Source organism: Xanthomonas graminis pv. graminis (assembly GCF_030168915.1).
Taxonomy (GTDB): domain Bacteria; phylum Pseudomonadota; class Gammaproteobacteria; order Xanthomonadales; family Xanthomonadaceae; genus Xanthomonas_A; species Xanthomonas_A translucens.
This window is the reverse complement of the sequence record NZ_CP076255.1, coordinates 1,677,537-1,693,866: the sequence shown is the minus strand read 5'-3', so window position 1 is coordinate 1,693,866 and position 16,330 is coordinate 1,677,537. Positions and strand designations below refer to the sequence as shown.

Annotated in this window: 17 protein-coding genes; 8 read left to right on the top strand and 9 right to left on the bottom strand. The window is 69.0% G+C overall.

What is annotated here, in order from left to right; all coding sequences use genetic code 11:
* Positions 1-48 precede the first annotated feature (48 nt).
* From gorA to KHF85_RS07355, 4 genes are all read right to left on the bottom strand, one after another.
* Complete coding sequence (gene gorA / locus KHF85_RS07370; RefSeq protein WP_284569076.1) at positions 49-1,407, bottom strand: glutathione-disulfide reductase; 1,359 nt, start codon at positions 1,405-1,407, stop codon at positions 49-51.
* A complete protein-coding gene (locus tag KHF85_RS07365; RefSeq protein WP_284569075.1) occupies positions 1,404-2,657 on the bottom strand; it encodes an NAD(P)/FAD-dependent oxidoreductase in 1,254 nt (417 codons plus the stop codon). Before KHF85_RS07365 ends, gorA begins: the two co-directional genes overlap by 4 nt.
* The gene (locus KHF85_RS07360; RefSeq protein WP_284569074.1) at positions 2,654-3,943 is read right to left on the bottom strand and encodes a DUF418 domain-containing protein; all 1,290 of its coding nucleotides are present in this window, start codon (positions 3,941-3,943) and stop codon (positions 2,654-2,656) included. Before KHF85_RS07360 ends, KHF85_RS07365 begins: the two co-directional genes overlap by 4 nt.
* 163 nt (positions 3,944-4,106) lie before the next feature.
* Entirely contained in the window at positions 4,107-4,586 is a 480-nt protein-coding gene (locus tag KHF85_RS07355; RefSeq protein WP_039955799.1) for an FKBP-type peptidyl-prolyl cis-trans isomerase, read from the bottom strand.
* Between the two features lie 176 nt (positions 4,587-4,762).
* Between KHF85_RS07355 and KHF85_RS07350 the strand changes: the two genes are divergently transcribed.
* Together KHF85_RS07350 and KHF85_RS07345 are read left to right on the top strand one after the other, a co-directional pair.
* Complete coding sequence (locus KHF85_RS07350) at positions 4,763-5,242, top strand: C40 family peptidase (protein ID WP_009584137.1); 480 nt, start codon at positions 4,763-4,765, stop codon at positions 5,240-5,242.
* Between the two features lie 108 nt (positions 5,243-5,350).
* Entirely contained in the window at positions 5,351-6,178 is an 828-nt protein-coding gene (locus KHF85_RS07345) for a C40 family peptidase (protein ID WP_284569073.1), read from the top strand.
* A gap of 129 nt (positions 6,179-6,307) precedes the next feature.
* On the opposite strand, the gene KHF85_RS07340 is transcribed toward KHF85_RS07345, so the two are convergent.
* The 5 genes from KHF85_RS07340 to KHF85_RS07320 form a co-directional block, all read right to left on the bottom strand.
* Positions 6,308-6,676, bottom strand: a complete 369-nt coding sequence (locus tag KHF85_RS07340) for a hypothetical protein (RefSeq protein ID WP_206257460.1) — start codon at positions 6,674-6,676, stop codon at positions 6,308-6,310.
* A 74-nt stretch (positions 6,677-6,750) separates the two neighbouring features.
* Positions 6,751-7,689, bottom strand: a complete 939-nt coding sequence (locus KHF85_RS07335; protein ID WP_284569072.1) for a hypothetical protein — start codon at positions 7,687-7,689, stop codon at positions 6,751-6,753.
* Between the two features lie 10 nt (positions 7,690-7,699).
* Positions 7,700-8,179, bottom strand: coding sequence for an acyl-CoA thioesterase (locus KHF85_RS07330; RefSeq protein WP_206257462.1), 480 nt, complete (start codon positions 8,177-8,179; stop codon positions 7,700-7,702).
* A gap of 174 nt (positions 8,180-8,353) precedes the next feature.
* Positions 8,354-9,190 (bottom strand): class I SAM-dependent methyltransferase, encoded by an 837-nt coding sequence (locus KHF85_RS07325; protein ID WP_409976670.1) that lies wholly within the window; start codon positions 9,188-9,190, stop codon positions 8,354-8,356.
* Positions 9,191-9,197: 7 nt separating this feature from the next.
* Complete coding sequence (locus KHF85_RS07320) at positions 9,198-10,538, bottom strand: dicarboxylate/amino acid:cation symporter (protein ID WP_284569070.1); 1,341 nt, start codon at positions 10,536-10,538, stop codon at positions 9,198-9,200.
* A 149-nt stretch (positions 10,539-10,687) separates the two neighbouring features.
* Between KHF85_RS07320 and KHF85_RS07315 the strand changes: the two genes are divergently transcribed.
* From KHF85_RS07315 to KHF85_RS07290, 6 genes are all read left to right on the top strand, one after another.
* Positions 10,688-12,403 (top strand): alkaline phosphatase, encoded by a 1,716-nt coding sequence (locus KHF85_RS07315; RefSeq protein WP_284569069.1) that lies wholly within the window; start codon positions 10,688-10,690, stop codon positions 12,401-12,403.
* The gene (locus KHF85_RS07310) at positions 12,400-12,951 is read left to right on the top strand and encodes a WG repeat-containing protein (RefSeq protein ID WP_284569068.1); all 552 of its coding nucleotides are present in this window, start codon (positions 12,400-12,402) and stop codon (positions 12,949-12,951) included. The genes KHF85_RS07315 and KHF85_RS07310 overlap by 4 nt, the downstream gene beginning before the upstream one ends.
* A gap of 337 nt (positions 12,952-13,288) precedes the next feature.
* Complete coding sequence (gene tilS, locus KHF85_RS07305) at positions 13,289-14,635, top strand: tRNA lysidine(34) synthetase TilS (RefSeq protein WP_458296509.1); 1,347 nt, start codon at positions 13,289-13,291, stop codon at positions 14,633-14,635.
* Positions 14,636-14,666: 31 nt separating this feature from the next.
* A complete protein-coding gene (locus KHF85_RS07300; RefSeq protein ID WP_284569066.1) occupies positions 14,667-14,930 on the top strand; it encodes an exodeoxyribonuclease VII small subunit in 264 nt (87 codons plus the stop codon).
* Positions 14,920-15,801 (top strand): polyprenyl synthetase family protein, encoded by an 882-nt coding sequence (locus tag KHF85_RS07295; protein ID WP_284569065.1) that lies wholly within the window; start codon positions 14,920-14,922, stop codon positions 15,799-15,801. Before KHF85_RS07300 ends, KHF85_RS07295 begins: the two co-directional genes overlap by 11 nt.
* A gap of 223 nt (positions 15,802-16,024) precedes the next feature.
* Positions 16,025-16,285, top strand: coding sequence for a hypothetical protein (locus tag KHF85_RS07290; protein ID WP_284569064.1), 261 nt, complete (start codon positions 16,025-16,027; stop codon positions 16,283-16,285).
* Positions 16,286-16,330: the final 45 nt, after the last annotated feature.

Sequence of the window (16,330 nt, the reverse complement as noted above, 5' to 3'; positions counted from 1 at the left end):
CGGCGCAATCACCGGCACGCGTTCGCCCGGCCCAGCGCCGGGCGACGCTCAGCGCATCAGCACCACTTCCTCGGCGGAGGTCGGATGGATCGCCACCGTGTCCTCCAGCTGGCGCTTGGTCACGCCCAGCTTCAGCGCCACCGCGAAGCCCTGCAGGATTTCGTCGGCGCCGTCGCCGAGCAGGTGGAAGCCGACCACCCGTTCCTCTTCGCCGACGCACACCAGCTTGAACAGGCTGCGCTGCGGCGAGTCGGCCAGCGCATGCAGCATCGGCCGGAAATTGCTGCGGTACACCGTCACCGCCTCGCCGTAGCGCGCCCGCGCCTGTTCTTCGCCCAGGCCGACCTGGCCCAACGGCGGATGCGAGAACACCACGCTGGGCACGTTGTCGTAATCCAGCCGCGCCTGCGGCCGGTCGCCGAACAGGCGCTCCATCAGCTTGCGCCCGGCGGCGATCGCCACCGGGGTCAGGCCGACCTTGCCGGCCACGTCGCCGATCGCGTACAAGCCCGGCACGTCGGTGTTCTGGTAGTCGTCAACCACGATCTCGCGCTTGTCGCCGAGCCGCACGCCCAGCGCTTCCAGGCCAAGATCCTGGCTGTTCGGGCGGCGGCCGATCGCGAAGAACACCTGGTCGAACGTCTCGCTCGGCTGCGTATGCGCGGCGTGCAGCTGTATGCCGTCCGCCGTGCGGCGCAAGGCGCTGGCGCGATAGCCGAAATGCAGGCGCACGCCCTGGTGACGCAGGTTCTCGCCGAGCTGCAGCGCCAGTTCCGCATCGAAACGCTCCAGCAGGCGCTCGCCCTGCACGAACAACGCGACGCGGCTGCCCAGCGCCTGCAGCAGGCCCGCCAGCTCCACCGCGATATAGCCGCCGCCAATGATCGCCACCCGCGGCGGCGCCTCGCACAGATTGAAGAAATCGTCCGATACCAGGCCCAGCTCGGCGCCCTCGATCGGCGGCCGCAGCGCGTGCGCGCCGGTGGCGATCACCACATGGGCGGCGCTGACCCGCACGCCGTCGCCGCATTCCACCGTATGCGCGTCCAGCAGCCGGCCGCGCTGCGGAATCAGCACCACGCCGTCGGCATCCAGGCGCCGCCGGTAGCTGGCGTGGATGTTGCCGATATAGCCCTGGCGATGCGCCACCAGCTGCGGCCACGACAGGGTGGAACTGGGAATGGAGAAGCCGATGTCGCGCGCCAGGTCGATGCGCCCGACCAGATCGGCGGCCAGCCACATCGCCTTCTTCGGCACGCAGCCGATGTTGACGCAGGTGCCGCCGAGCGCGCCCGGCTCCAGGATCGCCACGCGCGCGCCGAGGCCAGCGGCGCGGAACGCGGTGGCCAGGCCACCGGAACCGCCACCCAGCACCAGCAGGTCGTAGTCGTGGACGGCAGCGCTCACCGGAAACGCTCCACGCGGTACGGCGTGGGGTCGATGGCGGGCGCCTGCCCGCAGATCAGGTCGGCCATCAGTTGTCCTGTCGCGCTGCTCATGCTGATGCCGAGCATGCCATGGCCGGCCGCCAGCCAGACGTGAGGATGCCGCGGCGAACGCCCCAGCGCCGGCAAATCGTCCCAGGTCATCGGCCGCCAGCCGTACCAGCGCTCGCGCAGCTGCGGGCCTTCCGGTTCGTGCAGGTAATGCCGCGCGGCGCGTTGCAACGCTGCCAGGCGCACTGCGTTCAAGCGCGTGTCGTGGCCTGAGAATTCCATTGTGCTGCCAAGCCGGAAACCGCTGCCCCAGGTGGTGACGCAGACCAGCGGATCCTTCAGCACCACCGGCCGCGTTGGCGCCAGCGTCGGCCGCGTGTAGGTGATCGAATAGCCCTTGCCGGCCTGGATCGGCAGGCGCACTCCCAGCAACTCCGCCAGTGCCGGCGACCATGGCCCGGCCGCCAGCACCAGATCGCGCGCGCGCCGCGGGCCGTGCGCGGTCTCCACGCGCACGCCGTCGGCATCAGGCTGCAGCGACTGCACCCGGCAGTGTTCTTCGATCGTCGCCCCGCGCTCGCGCAGCGCGCGCGCCAGTTCGGCGGTATAGCGGTCAGGGCGCAGATGCGCATCACCGGGAAAATGCACCGCGCCGACCACCACGTCGCGGAACGCCGGCTGCTGGCGCAGATAGTCGGCGCCGCCGATCACCTGGGTGCGGATGCCAAGCCGTTCCAGCGCCACGCATTCTTCGGCGTAGTGCTCGAAGTTGCGCCGATCGCCGAACACGTAGTCCAGCCCGTCCGCCTTGAATTCGCAGTCCAGTCCATAGCGCTCGATCCAGGCGACCAGGCGCGTGCGCGCATCGTCGAGCAGCGCCGCGCGCGCCTGCGCGCTGGCCAGCCAGTCGCGCGCATTGCAGCGCGCGCCAAAGCGCAGCAGCCAGTGCCACAGCGCCGGATCCAGGCGCGGGCGGATGTACAGCGGCGCATCCGGGCGCAGCATCCAGCGCAACGCACGCCACGGCACGCCGGGCGCGGCCAGCGGCGGCGCGTGGCTGGGGGTGATGGTGCCGCAGTTGCCGTGCGAGGTCGCAGCGCCGACGCCGCCGGCGTCCAGGATCCGCACCTGGCGGCCGGCCTCGAGCAGCGCCAGGCCGGTGGCCAGCCCGATCGCGCCGGCGCCGACGATCAGCACATCGTCTTGCGGCAGCGCCTTCATGGTGCCGGCTCGGCCGCGTCGCGGCGGCGCAGCGGCTGCCAGCGCAGGTAGGTCGCCGAGCGCCACAGCCATTCCACCGGGCCGAAGCGGAACCGCCGCAACCACAGCTGCGACAGCGCCACCTGCAGCGCGAACAGCGCGAACGCGAACGGAATCTGCCAGGCCCGCGGCAGCCGTTCGAAATACCCCAGGCCGTAGCCGTAGAACAGCGTGGTGCACAGCAGCGACTGCAGCAGGTAGTTGCTCAACGCCATACGCCCGGCCGGCGCCAGCCAGCGTAGCGCCGGGGCCAAGCGCACCAGCCAGGCGGCGTAACCCAGCGCCATCATGCCGCTGGCCAGCGTGGCCAAGGCGAAGGCGAAGCCCAGACGCAGATCCAGGCGCGCCGGATCCATCCACGGCTCCAGCCGGAAGCTCAGCAGCATCAGCGCCGTGCCCAGCGGCAGCACGCCCCAGCGCAGCGCCGCCAGCAACCGCGGGCGCTGTTGCGGCTGCTGCGCCAGGCCGCTGCGCACGCACCACGCGCCGAGCAGGAACATGCCGAAGATGGTCGGCGCATTGAACACCAGCATGCCCAGCGCATCGAACAGATCGCGCAGGCGCTGCGCGGTGGCCTCGGCGTAGCTGCCATGGCCGAATGCCTGGCGCTGCTGCGCCAGCGCCGCTGTCGCACGTTGCGCCTGTTCCGCCATGTCCTGGTGCCAGCGCACGGCAGCGTGCGGATCGGCCTGCGCCGCCGAAGCGCTCGCGCCGGCCAGCAGCGACAGCAGCGGCGAGCACAGATAGACCGCCAGCGCCATCCACGGCAGCCAGCGCGTGGACGCCTCGCGGAAGGCCAGCAGCACGAACCCCAGCAGCGCATAGCTGACCAGGATGTCGCCGGACCACAGCAACAGCGCATGCAGCACGCCGATCAGCAGCAGCACCGCGCTGCGGCGCAGGAAGAAACCGCCGAACGCGCGCCGTGCCGCCTCGGCGCGCTGCGCCATCACCGCAAAGCCCATGCCGAACAGCAACGCGAACAAGGTATAGAACTTGCCCTGCACCAGCAGGTAGACCGCCGCATCGGCGATGCGGTCGGCACCGCGCAGCAGCGGATCCAGCCCGGTCGCCGCCGTCTCCAGCGGACCGACGAAGCCCTCGATGTTCATCAGCAGGATGCCCAGCAGCGCGAAACCGCGCAGCACGTCCAGGGTGACGAGACGTTCGGCGGGTGCGACGGGCTGCAGCACGGGAGCGGAGGAAGCCAAGGCGTGGCACCGGGCGAAAGAGCGGCGATTATCCATCGCCGCGGCCCCCTTGCGCCTGGGCGCGGGGCAAATCCACAGGGGGAGGAACGGCACGCGCCGCGGCGCCGTCCGGCGCGGCCGATCAATCGGGCAGCAGCGGCGCAGCGCGCATCGGCACGGCAGAGACGGATCCCGCGAACGCGATCCGTGTCGCACTCGATCAGTGCTGGTGACCGCCCTCGCCGTGCACGTGGCCGTGCTCGATCTCTTCCGGCCTGGCCTCGCGCACCTCGAGGATCTCCACATCGAAATGCAGGTCCTTGCCCGCCATCGGGTGGTTCAGATCGACATCGACCACGCTCATGCCGACCTTCTGCACGGTCACCGCGCGCGGGCCGAAGTTGGTCTGCAGCACGACCTGGCTGCCCGGCTGCAGCTTGGCCGCGCCGAAATGCTTCTTCGGCACGCGCTGGGTCAGGCCTTCGCGGTAGTCGCCGTAGGCGTCCTTGGCGGCCACGTCCACGCCGAAGCTGGCGCCGGCTTCCTGCTCCAGCATCGCGGTCTCCAGGCCCGGGATGATGTTGCCGTGGCCGATCAGGATCACCAGCGGATCGCGCTCCCTGGACGTCTCGATCGGCGCCTGGCCGGCTTCGGAGACGGTGTAGTGGAAACGGACGACGCGGTCTTTTTCGATCTTCATGTGCAACTCTGCGCTATGGCTGCCGATGGCAGACGGTGTGAACGGCTTGTCGGCCGACGGGAGCGCCGCCATGATGGCGGCCATCTGAGGTTTCGCATTATCCCGGCTCCATGCACAACACGCCAGTTTCAACGTCCGCGCGGCGCCGTCTTCCCTGCTGGGCGGCCCTGCTGTGCATGGCCGTGCTGGCCGCCTGCGGCCGCCATGAGGTGCGCCCGTCGCGTCCGCCGCCACCGGTGGCGGTGCGCAGCTGGCCGCAGGTGGCGCCGGCCGATCCGGCTGCGGCCAACGCCGTGCTGATGCGTGCGCTGGGCCTGGTCGGCACGCCCTACCGCTACGGCGGCAATACCCCCGACTCCGGCTTCGACTGCAGCGGCCTGGTCGCCTACGTCTACCGCGACATGCTCGATCTGCAGTTGCCGCGCACCTCGCGCGAACTGGCCGCGGTGCAGGGCCCGCGGATCGATCCGCAGCGCCTGAGCACCGGCGACCTGGTGTTCTTCGGCAGCGGCGGCAGCGTCAGCCATGTCGGCATCTATGTCGGCGAAGGCCGCTTCGTGCACGCCCCCAGCACCGGCGGAACGGTCCGCCTGGACTACCTGGACGGCGCCTATTGGCGCGATCACTACACCGGCGCCAAGCGCGTCCTGCACTGAAATGTGGTTGCTGTCACATTCATAATTACGAAATATTAACGCTATTTGAACTTCCTCTTGCTGTCTACAAGGCATCATCCCCCATCGTTTTAAAATTGTGATCGAAGCGTGACGACTGAAGCCAAGACCTCTCCAGGCAAGACCACCGTCCCCCGCCGGGCCGCTCTCCGTCTCATCTGCACCGCCTCGCTCTGCCTCTCGGCCGTTCCGGCCCTGGCCCAGTCGGCTCCGGCCGACACCGTGATCCCCGAAGCGATCGCCACCGTCACCGCCGCACCGGCTCCGGTGAGCGCCGCCGGCACCACGGGTACCCCTGCCAACACCGTGCAGCCCGCCACTGCCAAGCCGGCCGCCGTGCAGGCACAGGCCCCCGCCCGCAGCAAGGCCGACGCCGCCGCCACCGCCACCCTGGCCGCCCTGCTGCCGCACCTGGCCGCCAACGACACCATTCCGCTGATGGACCGTTCGGCGATGTTCGCCGGCGACATCAGCCGCCTGCTGGCCAACTACGACGTCTCCCAGGCCCCGCTGCGCGAAGGCGTGGTCCCGGGCGGCGACAAGGTGCAGTCGGTGCTCAAGCGCGCTATGGCGCTGCTCGGCACTCCGTACCGCTGGGGCGGCGATGACACCGAAGGCTTCGATTGCAGCGGCCTGGTCGGTTACGTGTTCCGGACCGCACTGGGCATCGAGTTGCCGCGCGTGTCGCGCGAGATGGCGCGCGAGGCCAATGCCGAACTGATCAAGGACCGCTACGCGCTGGCCCCGGGCGACCTGGTGTTCTTCGGCCGCAAGGGCCGCGTCGACCATGTCGGCCTGTACGTCGGCGAAGGCCGCTTCCTGCACGCGCCGAGCCGCGGCAAGGACGTGCGCGTGGACACGCTGACCAGCGGCTACTGGAGCGAGAAGTTCGTGCAGGCGCGGCGCGTGGCGATGTAAGCCGCGCGGCACGCGGGCAAAAAAGAAAGGCCGCTGGGGACAGCGGCCTTTTTCGTTGCGGCATCATCGCACCCGCCCGAACGCCCAAATCAAGCCGAGCCACGAAGCGGCTTCGGCTCGAATGAACTGTTAGGCGGCACCTGGAGCGCCACCGCCTGCCGTCTCTCCCTGGGGATACGCCTGGCTCATAATGTCCTTGAAAGTCAGGCCGTCCAGCTCTTTACGGCAAGTACTCAAGTCAGCCTGTCCGCCAAGGACCTTGTCAAGGACTGGCTTGTCAGGAATCGGCTTGGTCGCGAGGCAGCCTTTGGGCGAGAGAACGATCAACTCCGCCAAAGTGAATCGCATCCGGTCTTGGGGAGAGAGCGCTGCCATGACGGCAGCATGACTGCGCTGGAACGCAGCATAAGAACTGCCATCGATCCTTGGGGAGGAACCGCAAGAGGCGAGCCCCAGCAGGGGTAGCACGGTGAATCCAAGAAAGCCGGGTGCGTTCATGTGCCACCTAACGCCTGAATTATGCCGACCCGCGAGGCGGGTTCGGCTTGAATGAGTTGTTAGGCGCCAACCGACTACATCCAGCGCTTTGCACGTACTTTCCGAAATGCTTTATCAAAGTACTCGCTGTGACTATTCAGATAGTCATTTAGATGTTGATCATTAACAACACCCACCCAATCGTCGGTTCCGCCGAAAGTATTGTATTGGACTAAGCGAAACCAGCGAATTTCAGTAGGCTCCTCCGAAATTGCAGACCAAATACGGCCCTGAATAACAACGATTGGAACATAAAAATTTATCCTGCATGCATGAGATTCAATATAATGCATGGCGCTTTTATATGGAATCTTTCTACGACGAGCGGACTCAAGGCCTATAGATAGATCGCTCTCAAGTCCATCTATAAGATCGGCTTGTGCGCTTCGAATGGCGGATCGAAGCGTAGAGGTCGCGCGCCATAGTACTGAGCTGTCTAGGTCTTTCTCGACCTTTCCATTTGTTTCTCGAAACGACGAAAAATTACTCTCTATGGGTGGCGGACGTAAACGTAAAGCGGAAGTTCGCATCGTATGGCGCGGGAAGGCTACATTTTCCGCTTGGTGGAGAAAGCTTTTTATATCTTGATGTTCAATTTGGAAAAGCGCGAGCCGTTGCTCTATCCTTATCTGCGCTTCTTCGTTGTATCCGATCCAGTACTCGTTGGCGCCAAATTGAGATTGCTCATCGGCTGATCCGGCGCAAATAATATGAAAGTCTCTGTTTGTCTTTACCTCAACGAACAGATTGACTCGAGCAGTCAATGTTCCGGTCTTAAGCTTTTTTTGCCAATAGCCGGACCCCGTGATATCCAGCTCTCTTGACTTGCCCGTCTTGAGGTCAACGTAGTAGGGGCTATGTCGGACAAACCATCCGTGTCGTTCTAGGCATGACGCAACATCTTGTTCGGATCGAAGCGACTGGTACGCATCCGAGTTTTTAATCTTTGCGTCGATAAGCGAGTGATCGTCCATGGCATCTAACTCAGGTTTGGTAGTGGGAAATGGTGTCCTCGATGCCCTTGCTCAGCTCCATCACCTTCAGCGCGTACTCGGCCAGGCGATGGTCCTCCGGCGTGTCCGGCTGCCACGACGGCACCGGGGTCGGCTTGCCTTCCACCCCGTCCAGGGCCACGAACACGATGATGCAATGCGTGCACAGCCGCGAGTCGCCACCCATCGGGTCGCGCGCGCGCACGTCGATCGCGAAATGCATGCTGGTACTGCCGGTATAGACCAGCTTGGCGGTGACCGTGACCATGTCGCTGATCCGGATCGGCGAGACGAAGCGGATCCCGCCCACCGCCACGGTCACGCTGTAGCGCCCGCTCCAGCCCACCGCGGCGGCGTAGCCGACCTGGTCGATCCACTTCATCACCACCCCGCCGTGGACCTTGCCGCCGTAGTTGACGTCGATCGGCTCGGCCAGGAAGCGGAAGGTCAGTTCGCGTTGCGTGCCGCTCATCGGGGCTCCAGGGAAGGGAAAGACGCTGAAGTCTGCCACGTCCCGATGCTGCAGGCCCCGCACCGCCGCAACGCGCGGATCGGCGGTTCAGGGCCGGCAACGGCGCTGCGCAGTAACCGCCAGTGCCGCGCGCCGTCGCCGCGCCGACGGCGGCCGCCGCGCGATCGCCACGGCCTAGCCAGCCGCCAATGCCGGGTTGTCGCGCTTGCCGATGCACAGCCACGGAAAGTGCGGCTGCCGCCAGCGCAGCGCGCGCAGGCAGCGGGCGCGCAGGCTGCGCGGATCGAACAGCAGGCGCAGCGCGATGCCGTCGAGCGCGGCCCAGGTGTGCTGGTGGTACTGGCTGGCCAGTTCCGCGCAGCCCAGCCCGCTGAAGTAGCGCAGGCTGCGCGCGGCGCTGGCCTGCGCCTGCGCGGCATCGGCGTAGAACGGGCTGTCGATCACGTGCAGCTCGCCGTCGTGCTGCAGCAGGTCGAGCAGGCGCGCGATCAGCGCGCGCGGGTCGGCGAAATACTGGATGCAGGCCGGCAGCACGATCGCATCGAAGCGCTGCGGCGGCAGCGGCAACGTGTGGATGTCGCCAGCAACGAAGCTCAGGCGCGGACTGGCCGCGAACACGCGTGCGGCCTGCGCCAGTTCGGCGCGGTTGACGTCCACGCCGCAGACCTCGCGCTGCAGGTCCGCGGCCAGCCGCTGCGACAGCCAGCCGTTGCCGCAGCCCAGTTCGAGCAGCGGCCCGCGGCCGCCGCGCGCCTGCAGGTGACGCAGCAGGCGCCGGCATGACTCGGCGCGCACCCGCCACTCGTGGCTGGCGCCCAGCGCCCCGTCGGGATGCGGCAGCGTGCGTACCTGCACGTCGCTGTAGACGCGGCCCTCCTGCTGCCGGACCGCGAGGTATTGGCGCTCGAACGGATCGGTGGCGAGCGCCTGCTGCACCAGCACCCCGTCGATCGGGGTCAGGCCGGGCAACGCTTGCAGTTGCGCGCGCAAGCGGGTTGCGGACGTGCTCACCGTGCGCTCAACGCACCTGTCCGGAACCATCGACCGGCGGATCGTCCAGGCCGACGTTGCTCGACGCCGCCTCGTACACGCTGCGGTCGAGCAAGCCGGTTTCCTTGGCCACCAGCACCGGCACCAGCATCTGCCCGGTGACGTTGGTCATGGTGCGCATCATGTCCAGGATGCGATCGATCGCGTACAGGTAGCCGATCACTTCCAGCGGCAGGTTGGCCGCGCTCAGCACCACCGTGGCCATCACCACCGCGGTGCCGGGCACGCCGGCGGTACCGAAGCTGCCCAGCACCGAAGCGATCAACACCACGAAATACTGGTTGGCGGTCAGCGGCACGCCGGTGTACTGGGCGATGAACACCGCGCACAGCGCCGGGAAGATCGCCCCGCAGCCGTCCATCTTGATGCTGGCGCCCAGCGGCACCGCGAACGCGGCGTAGTCCTTGTTGACGCCCAGGTTGTGGGTGATCGAACGCAGCGCCACCGGCATCGCGGCGAAGCTGGAAGAGCTGACGAAGGCCACCTGCATGCCCGGCGCGGCGCCGCGGAAGAACTTCCACGGGTTCAGCCCATGCGCCAGCAGCAGCCCGCTGTACACCACCAGGATGTGGATCGCGCAGGCCAGGTACAGCGCCAGCACGAAGTTGCCGAACGGCAGCAGCTTCTCGAAGCCGTAGGTGCCGACCAGCGAGGCAATCAGGCCGAAGGTGCCGAGCGGGGTCATCTCCAGCACGAAGCGGGTGACCTGGATCATGATCTCGCTCATCTGCGCGGTGAGCTTGCGCGCCTGCGCCACGCGCTCGCCGAGCTTGACCATCGCAAAGCCGAGCAGGCCGGCGAAGAAGATCACCGGCAGGATCGAACCGCGCCCGGCCGCCAGCACCGTCTCGCCGGCGGCATTGGTCCTGGTGCCGATGCCGGTCAGCGCGTAGAACGGATTGGACGGCACCACGTCCAGCAGCACCTGGATCGGGCTGGGCACGTCGCGCGGCGTCCACGCGCTGTCCACGCTCAGGCCGAAGTGGCCGGCGCCCGGCTGCAGCAGCGTGCCCACGCCCAGGCCGACGCCGACCGCCAGCGCGGCGGTGAGCACGAACCACAGGAAGGTGCGCCCGCCGAGCTTGGCCACCGATTGCTGGCCGTGCAACGAGGAGATCGCGTTGATCACCGCGAAGAACACCAGCGGCACCGCGATCATCTTGATCAGGGTCACGTACAGGTCGCCGAGCGGCCCGAACCAGGTGTCCGCCGCCGGCCCCAGCGCCCAGCCGGCCAGCGCACCGAGCACGAAGCCGGCCACCACGCGCTGCCAGAACGGAATGCGCAACCAGGCGCTCACCAATGTCATCGAGGCTATCCAGAAAATCCCGGGATCCTGCACGATAGCGCAAGCCGGCACGGACGACGATGCCATGGCTGGAAAGGCGCCATGTCATCGGCGTGCCTTGCCGCGACAGGCATAATGCGCAGGACTTCGTGCCCAGGGCCGTTCCTCGCATGCGCTACCTCGTTCCCGCCTTCGCCGCCGCCTCCACCCTGCTGCTGGCGGCCTGCGCCAGCGCGCCGCGCGCGCCTTCCGGTGCCGCCATCGCGCCCATCGTCGTGCCCGCCGTCGCCCATCCCGGCGGCGAGACGCCGGACTGGTGGTACCGCAGCGGCGCGGCCAAGGCGGCCAACAACGGCGCGATGCGCGGCAAGGCGAAGAACGTGATCCTGTTCCTCGGCGACGGCATGAGCCTGACCACGGTCGCCGCCGCGCGCATCCTCGACGGCCAGCGCAAGGGCGCCTCCGGCGAGGAGAACCAGCTGTCGTGGGAGGCGTTCCCGGCCACCGCGCTGAGCAAGACCTACAACACCGACTCGCAGACCCCGGACTCGGCCGGCACCATGACCTCGATCACCACCGGGGTGAAGACCCACATGGGCGGCATCGGCGTCTCTTCCGGCAAGCGCGAGGCCTGCGCCGACAGCCTCGGCAAGCGCTTGCTGACCTGGCTGGAACTGGCCGACAGCGCCGGCCTCAACACCGGCATCGTCACCACCACCCGGCTGACCCACGCCACCCCCGCGGCGACCTACGCGCACACCCCCGAACGCAATTGGGAAAGCGACACCGACCTGCCCGAGAAGGCGGTGGCCGAAGGCTGCCGCGACATCGCCCAGCAGATGGTCAGCGCGCGCTACGGCCGCGGCCCGCAGGTGATGCTGGCCGGCGGCCGCAGCCAGTTCACCACGGTCGAGCAGCGCGATCCGGAATACGACGACAAGGTCGGCCTGCGCCTGGACGGCCGCGACCTGATCGGCGAATGGCGCCAGCGCCACCCGCAGGGCGCCTATGTCTGGAACCGCGGGCAACTGGAAGCGGCGCAGAACGCGCCGGCGCTGCTCGGCCTGTTCGAACCGGACCACATGCAGTTCGACCACGACCGCGACCAGAGCGCGGCCGGCGACCCGAGCCTGGCCGAGATGACCCGCGCCGCGATCCGGACCCTGTCGCGCGGCAAGGACGGCTACGTGCTGATGGTCGAAGGCGGCCGCATCGACCACGCCCACCACGCCGGCAACGCCTACCGCGCGCTGGACGAGACCATCGCCCTGTCGCAGGCGGTGCAGGCCGCGGCCGAGGCGACCTCGGCCGAGGACACGTTGATCATCGTCACCGCCGACCATTCGCACACGCTGAACTTCGTCGGCTACCCGCAGCGCGGCAATCCGATCCTGGGCAAGGTCCGCGGCACCAGCGGCGAAGACGCCAATACCGGCGAGCTGGCGCTGGACGGCAACGGCCAGCCGTACGCCACGCTCAGCTACGCCAACGGCCCCGGCTACACCGGCGCCAGCAACCAGCAGCCGGCCGGCGCCAAGCAGTTCCCGCACGCGCCGAGCAGCTTCGAGCCGGTCAAGGGCCGCCCCGACCTGACCCACGTCGATACCGAGCGCCCGGACTTCATGCAGGAAGCGTTGGTGCCGACCAAGGCCGAGACCCACGGCGGCGACGACGTCGGCATCTGGGCGCGCGGTCCCGGCAGCGACGCCTTCCGCGGCAGCCTGGAAGAGAACGTGATCTACCACGTGATCGTGCAGGCCATGCCGAAGCTGCGCGGACGCCTGTGCCAGGCCGGCACCTGCAATGGCGACGGCGTGCCGGTGCAGCTGCCGAAGCCGGACGCGTTCGTGGCCGACGCCGCCAGCGCCACCACCGCCGCGAAGTGACTTCGGCGCGGCGTCGCTGCCTGGCAATACGCTTCGCGCTGGCGCTGATGGCGATCGCCGCGGCGCCGTTGGCCTGGGCGCAGGCGGACGGCGCATGCTGGCTCGGCGATCCGAACAGCGAACGCGACATCGTGCCCGGCTGCAGCGTCGGCGCCGATGGGCGCCTGCGGCTGGCGCCGCAGACGGCGCAGCGCTTGCCGTTCGACGCCGACGGCCTGTCGGTGCTGACCGTGAACGACCAGTTCTACTACGTGCGCGCCGACGGCAGCAGCCTGCCGGTGATCCTCTGGGACAACGGCCCGGACTATTTCGCCGAAGGCCTTACCCGCGGCCTCTTCCATGGCCGCATCGGCTTCTACGACCGGCAACTGCGCGAAGTGATCCCGCCGGTCCACGATTTCGCCTGGCCATTCGAGCACGGCGTGGCCCAGGTCTGCGATGGCTGCAGCCGCGGCACGCCCGATGGCGACGGGCATACGCCGATGCAAGGCGGGCGCTGGTACACCATCGACCGCAACAACCGCGAAGTACCAGAACCGCAGCCCTGAGCTGCGCTGTGGTGCGCGCGGCAGCGTGGACCTGGCGACCCGTACTGGGCAAGCCAGGTTCGCATGCGCTGCATAGCGATCCAGCGCAATCGCTTCCTGCGCCCGGAGCGCGCAGCCGTCGCTTGCGCCGAAAGCAGCGGCCGCACGCTGCTCCGCACAGCCTTGCCTGAGTGCGATCGTGTGCAGCAGCCTGGCGATCGGCCGTGGATGCAACGCCGCGGCCGTTGCGGCGTGCACCGTCCCTTCGCCGCCGCGTCACTGGCAATACGTCGCGCCGCCACCCCGCGCTGGCCGCTACGCGCTTCGCTGCCGCGCCACTAGCCTCTAAAGTGGCGCGATGACGCCCCATCCCGATACCGCATCACCCTGCGCCGTGAGCGCGGCCCTGCCCGACCCGGCGCCGGCCGCGGTGCTGGTCGGGCTCAGTGGCGGGCTGGATTCCAGCGTTTTGCTGCACGCACTCGCGCACCAGCCGCACTACCGCCGCGCCGGGCTGCGCGCGCTGCACGTGCACCACGGTCTGCATGCCGACGCCGACGCCTGGGCCGACCACTGCGCCGGGTTCTGCGCTGCGCTGGCGATCCCGCTGCAGGTGCTGCGCGTGCAGGTGCCGCGCGACAGCGGCTACGGCCTGGAGGCGGCCGCGCGGCAGGCGCGACGCGCGGCTTTCGCCCAGGTGCTGGGCGAAGGCGAGTGGCTGGCACTGGCGCAGCACCGCGACGACCAGGCCGAGACCTTCCTGCTGCGCGCGCTGCGCGCCTCCGGCCCGGACGGCCTGGCGGCGATGCAGGGCCTGCGCAGCTTCGCCCACGGCATGCTGTGGCGACCGCTGCTGGCCCTGCCGCGCAGCGAATTGCACGGCTATGCGCAGCGGCACGCGCTGCGCTGGATCGAAGACCCGAGCAATGCCGACCCCGGCTTCGACCGCAACTTCCTGCGCCTGCGGCTGCTGCCGCTGCTGCGCCAGCGCTGGCCGCACGCCGATGCCGCGCTGGCGCGCAGCGCACAGCTGTGCGGCGAAGCCGGCGCGCTGCTGGACGATGGTGACCAGGCCGCGCTGGAGGCGCTGCGCGAGCACGCCACCGCGCCGCTGTCGCTGCCGCCGCTGCGCGCGCTGCCGGCGCCGCGCCGCGCGCGCGTGCTGCGCCGCTGGGTCGCGCAAGCGGGCCTGCCGCCGCTGCCGGCCGCGGGCCTGGCGGCGATCGAACACAGCCTGCTGCATGCGCGTGCCGACGCTTCCGCGCAGTTCGCCTGGCACGGCGCGACGCTGCGCTGCTGGCGCGAGGCGCTGTACGCCGAGCGCGATCCGCCGCCGCTGCCCGCCGACTGGCAGGCGCAATGGGACGGCCGCGCGCCGCTGGCATTGCCCGACGGCCGCCACCTGCAGCTGCTCGCCGACGCGCCGCTGGGTTTCGACGCACCGCTGCAGGTGCGGCTGCGCCAGGGCGGCGAACGCGTCCTGCTGCCCGGACGCGTGCATTCGCAGGCGCTCAAGCAGGTCCTGCAGCAAGCCGCGGTCCCCCCCTGGCAACGCGCGCGCCTGCCGCTGCTGTTCGACGCCGGGCGCCTGCTCGCCGCCGGCGCGGGCATCGTCGCCGCGCCGCTGCACGCCTGGCTGCAGGCGCGCAACGCGCGGCTGGCGCTGGACGCTGCGGCCACGCCATCGTCACCTGCCTCGCATTGACCCTGCTGCCGACGCCGCGCACACTTCCGCGATGCCCAAGAAGTCACTAGAAGAAGCCTCCCCGGTCGCCCGCTTCGAGCAATCGCTCGAGGAACTGGAAGTGCTGGTGGAGAAGATGGAAGCCGGCGACTTGAGCCTGGAGCAGTCGCTGAGCGCCTACGAGCGCGGCGTCGGCCTGTACCGGCAGTGCCAGCAGGCGCTGGAACAAGCCGAACTGCGCGTGCGCGTGCTCAGCGATCCGGAGCAGCCGGACACCGCCGAGCCGTTCGATCCCGCCCCGCTCCATGGCGGCTGATGCCGCGTTCGCGCGCTGGCGCCAGCGCGTGGAAGCCGGCCTGGACGCGCACCTGCCCAGCGCCGCAGCCGCACCGCAGCGCCTGCACGCGGCGATGCGCCACGCCACCCTCGGCGGCGGCAAGCGCATGCGCCCGCTGCTGGTCTACGCCAGTGGCGCGCTGTTCGCCGTCGACGCAGCACAACTGGATGCGCCGGCGCTGGCGGTGGAATTGATCCACGCCTATTCGCTGGTCCACGACGACCTGCCGGCGATGGACGACGACGCCTTGCGCCGCGGCCAGCCCACCGTGCACATCGCCTTCGATGAGGCCACCGCGATCCTGGCCGGCGACGCGCTGCAAAGCCTGGCCTTCTCGCTGTTGGCCGGCGCCGACGCGGCCGATGCGGCATTGCGGGTGCGCTGGCTGCAGACCCTGGCCGAGGCCGCGGGCGCGGCTGGCATGTGCGGCGGCCAGGCGCTGGACATCCACGCCACCGGCACGGTGCAGCCACTGGCCGACCTGCAGCGCATGCACGCGTTGAAGACCGGCGCGCTGATCCGCGCCAGCGTGCGCCTGGGTGCGCTGGCCGGCGGCGCCGACGCCGCCGCGCTGGCGCAGCTGGACGCCTTCGCCAGCGCACTGGGCCTGGCGTTCCAGGTGCGCGACGACATCCTCGACATCGAGGCCAGTTCCGAACAGCTCGGCAAGACCGCCGGCAAGGACGCGGCGCAGGCCAAGTCCACCTACCCGGCGCTGCTCGGCATGGAGGGCGCCAAGGCCAAGCTCAGCGAACTGGCGACGACGATGCGCGACAGCCTGCACGGCCACGGCACGCGCGCCGACGCGCTGGCGGCGCTGGCAAGGCTGGCGGTGGATCGCTCGCACTGACGCGATCCAGGCACGGCCCCTGTACGCCCCTGTAGGAGCGGCTTCAGCCACGACAGGCTTTACCGATAACGCCTGAAGCCCTTTTTACAGTGCACGTAGCGCACTGGCCGCAGATTCATGTAGGAGCGACTTCAGTCGCGACGGGCATTCCCGGTAACGCCCGTCGCGGCTGAAGCCGCTCCTACAGGGGCATGCCTGCGACCGGTTGGCGAGAGAAATTCCGTTGGCACAGGCGCAACTCGACCAGCACCACAGCGTTGGCACGCATCGCAACGTCCGCCTGCGCATTGCCATCCTTGCCGACCCGCACGCGCCGCCATCGGCGCTCACGCCTTGCAGCTTGGGCGCTCGGCGCCTTCGGCTCGCCGATGCGCATAAACGCGCCGTATGCAGCATTGGCGTGGAAAACGCTGCAGCGGAGGCGCGATGCAAGGCGCGCCACGCGCTCGCCCGGCACAGCGGATCGACGCTGGAACGGCCTTGACGCGAACGTCGATTGTGGGATTCCTCCCCCATTTCGCTGGACGAA

Excerpts from the sequence above, each read along its gene's own strand:
- KHF85_RS07335 (WP_284569072.1), bottom strand. The coding sequence starts at position 7,689 with ATGGACGATCACTCGCTTATCGACGCAAAGATTAAAAACTCGGATGCG.
- KHF85_RS07350 (WP_009584137.1), top strand. The coding sequence starts at position 4,763 with ATGGCCGTGCTGGCCGCCTGCGGCCGCCATGAGGTGCGCCCGTCGCGT.
- KHF85_RS07365 (WP_284569075.1), bottom strand. The coding sequence starts at position 2,657 with ATGAAGGCGCTGCCGCAAGACGATGTGCTGATCGTCGGCGCCGGCGCG.
- KHF85_RS07340 (WP_206257460.1), bottom strand. The coding sequence starts at position 6,676 with ATGAACGCACCCGGCTTTCTTGGATTCACCGTGCTACCCCTGCTGGGG.
- KHF85_RS07315 (WP_284569069.1), top strand. The coding sequence starts at position 10,688 with ATGCGCTACCTCGTTCCCGCCTTCGCCGCCGCCTCCACCCTGCTGCTG.
- KHF85_RS07360 (WP_284569074.1), bottom strand. The coding sequence starts at position 3,943 with ATGGATAATCGCCGCTCTTTCGCCCGGTGCCACGCCTTGGCTTCCTCC.
- KHF85_RS07355 (WP_039955799.1), bottom strand. The coding sequence starts at position 4,586 with ATGAAGATCGAAAAAGACCGCGTCGTCCGTTTCCACTACACCGTCTCC.
- tilS (WP_458296509.1), top strand. The coding sequence starts at position 13,289 with ATGACGCCCCATCCCGATACCGCATCACCCTGCGCCGTGAGCGCGGCC.
- KHF85_RS07300 (WP_284569066.1), top strand. The coding sequence starts at position 14,667 with ATGCCCAAGAAGTCACTAGAAGAAGCCTCCCCGGTCGCCCGCTTCGAG.
- KHF85_RS07295 (WP_284569065.1), top strand. The coding sequence starts at position 14,920 with ATGGCGGCTGATGCCGCGTTCGCGCGCTGGCGCCAGCGCGTGGAAGCC.
- KHF85_RS07330 (WP_206257462.1), bottom strand. The coding sequence starts at position 8,179 with ATGAGCGGCACGCAACGCGAACTGACCTTCCGCTTCCTGGCCGAGCCG.
- KHF85_RS07320 (WP_284569070.1), bottom strand. The coding sequence starts at position 10,538 with ATGACATTGGTGAGCGCCTGGTTGCGCATTCCGTTCTGGCAGCGCGTG.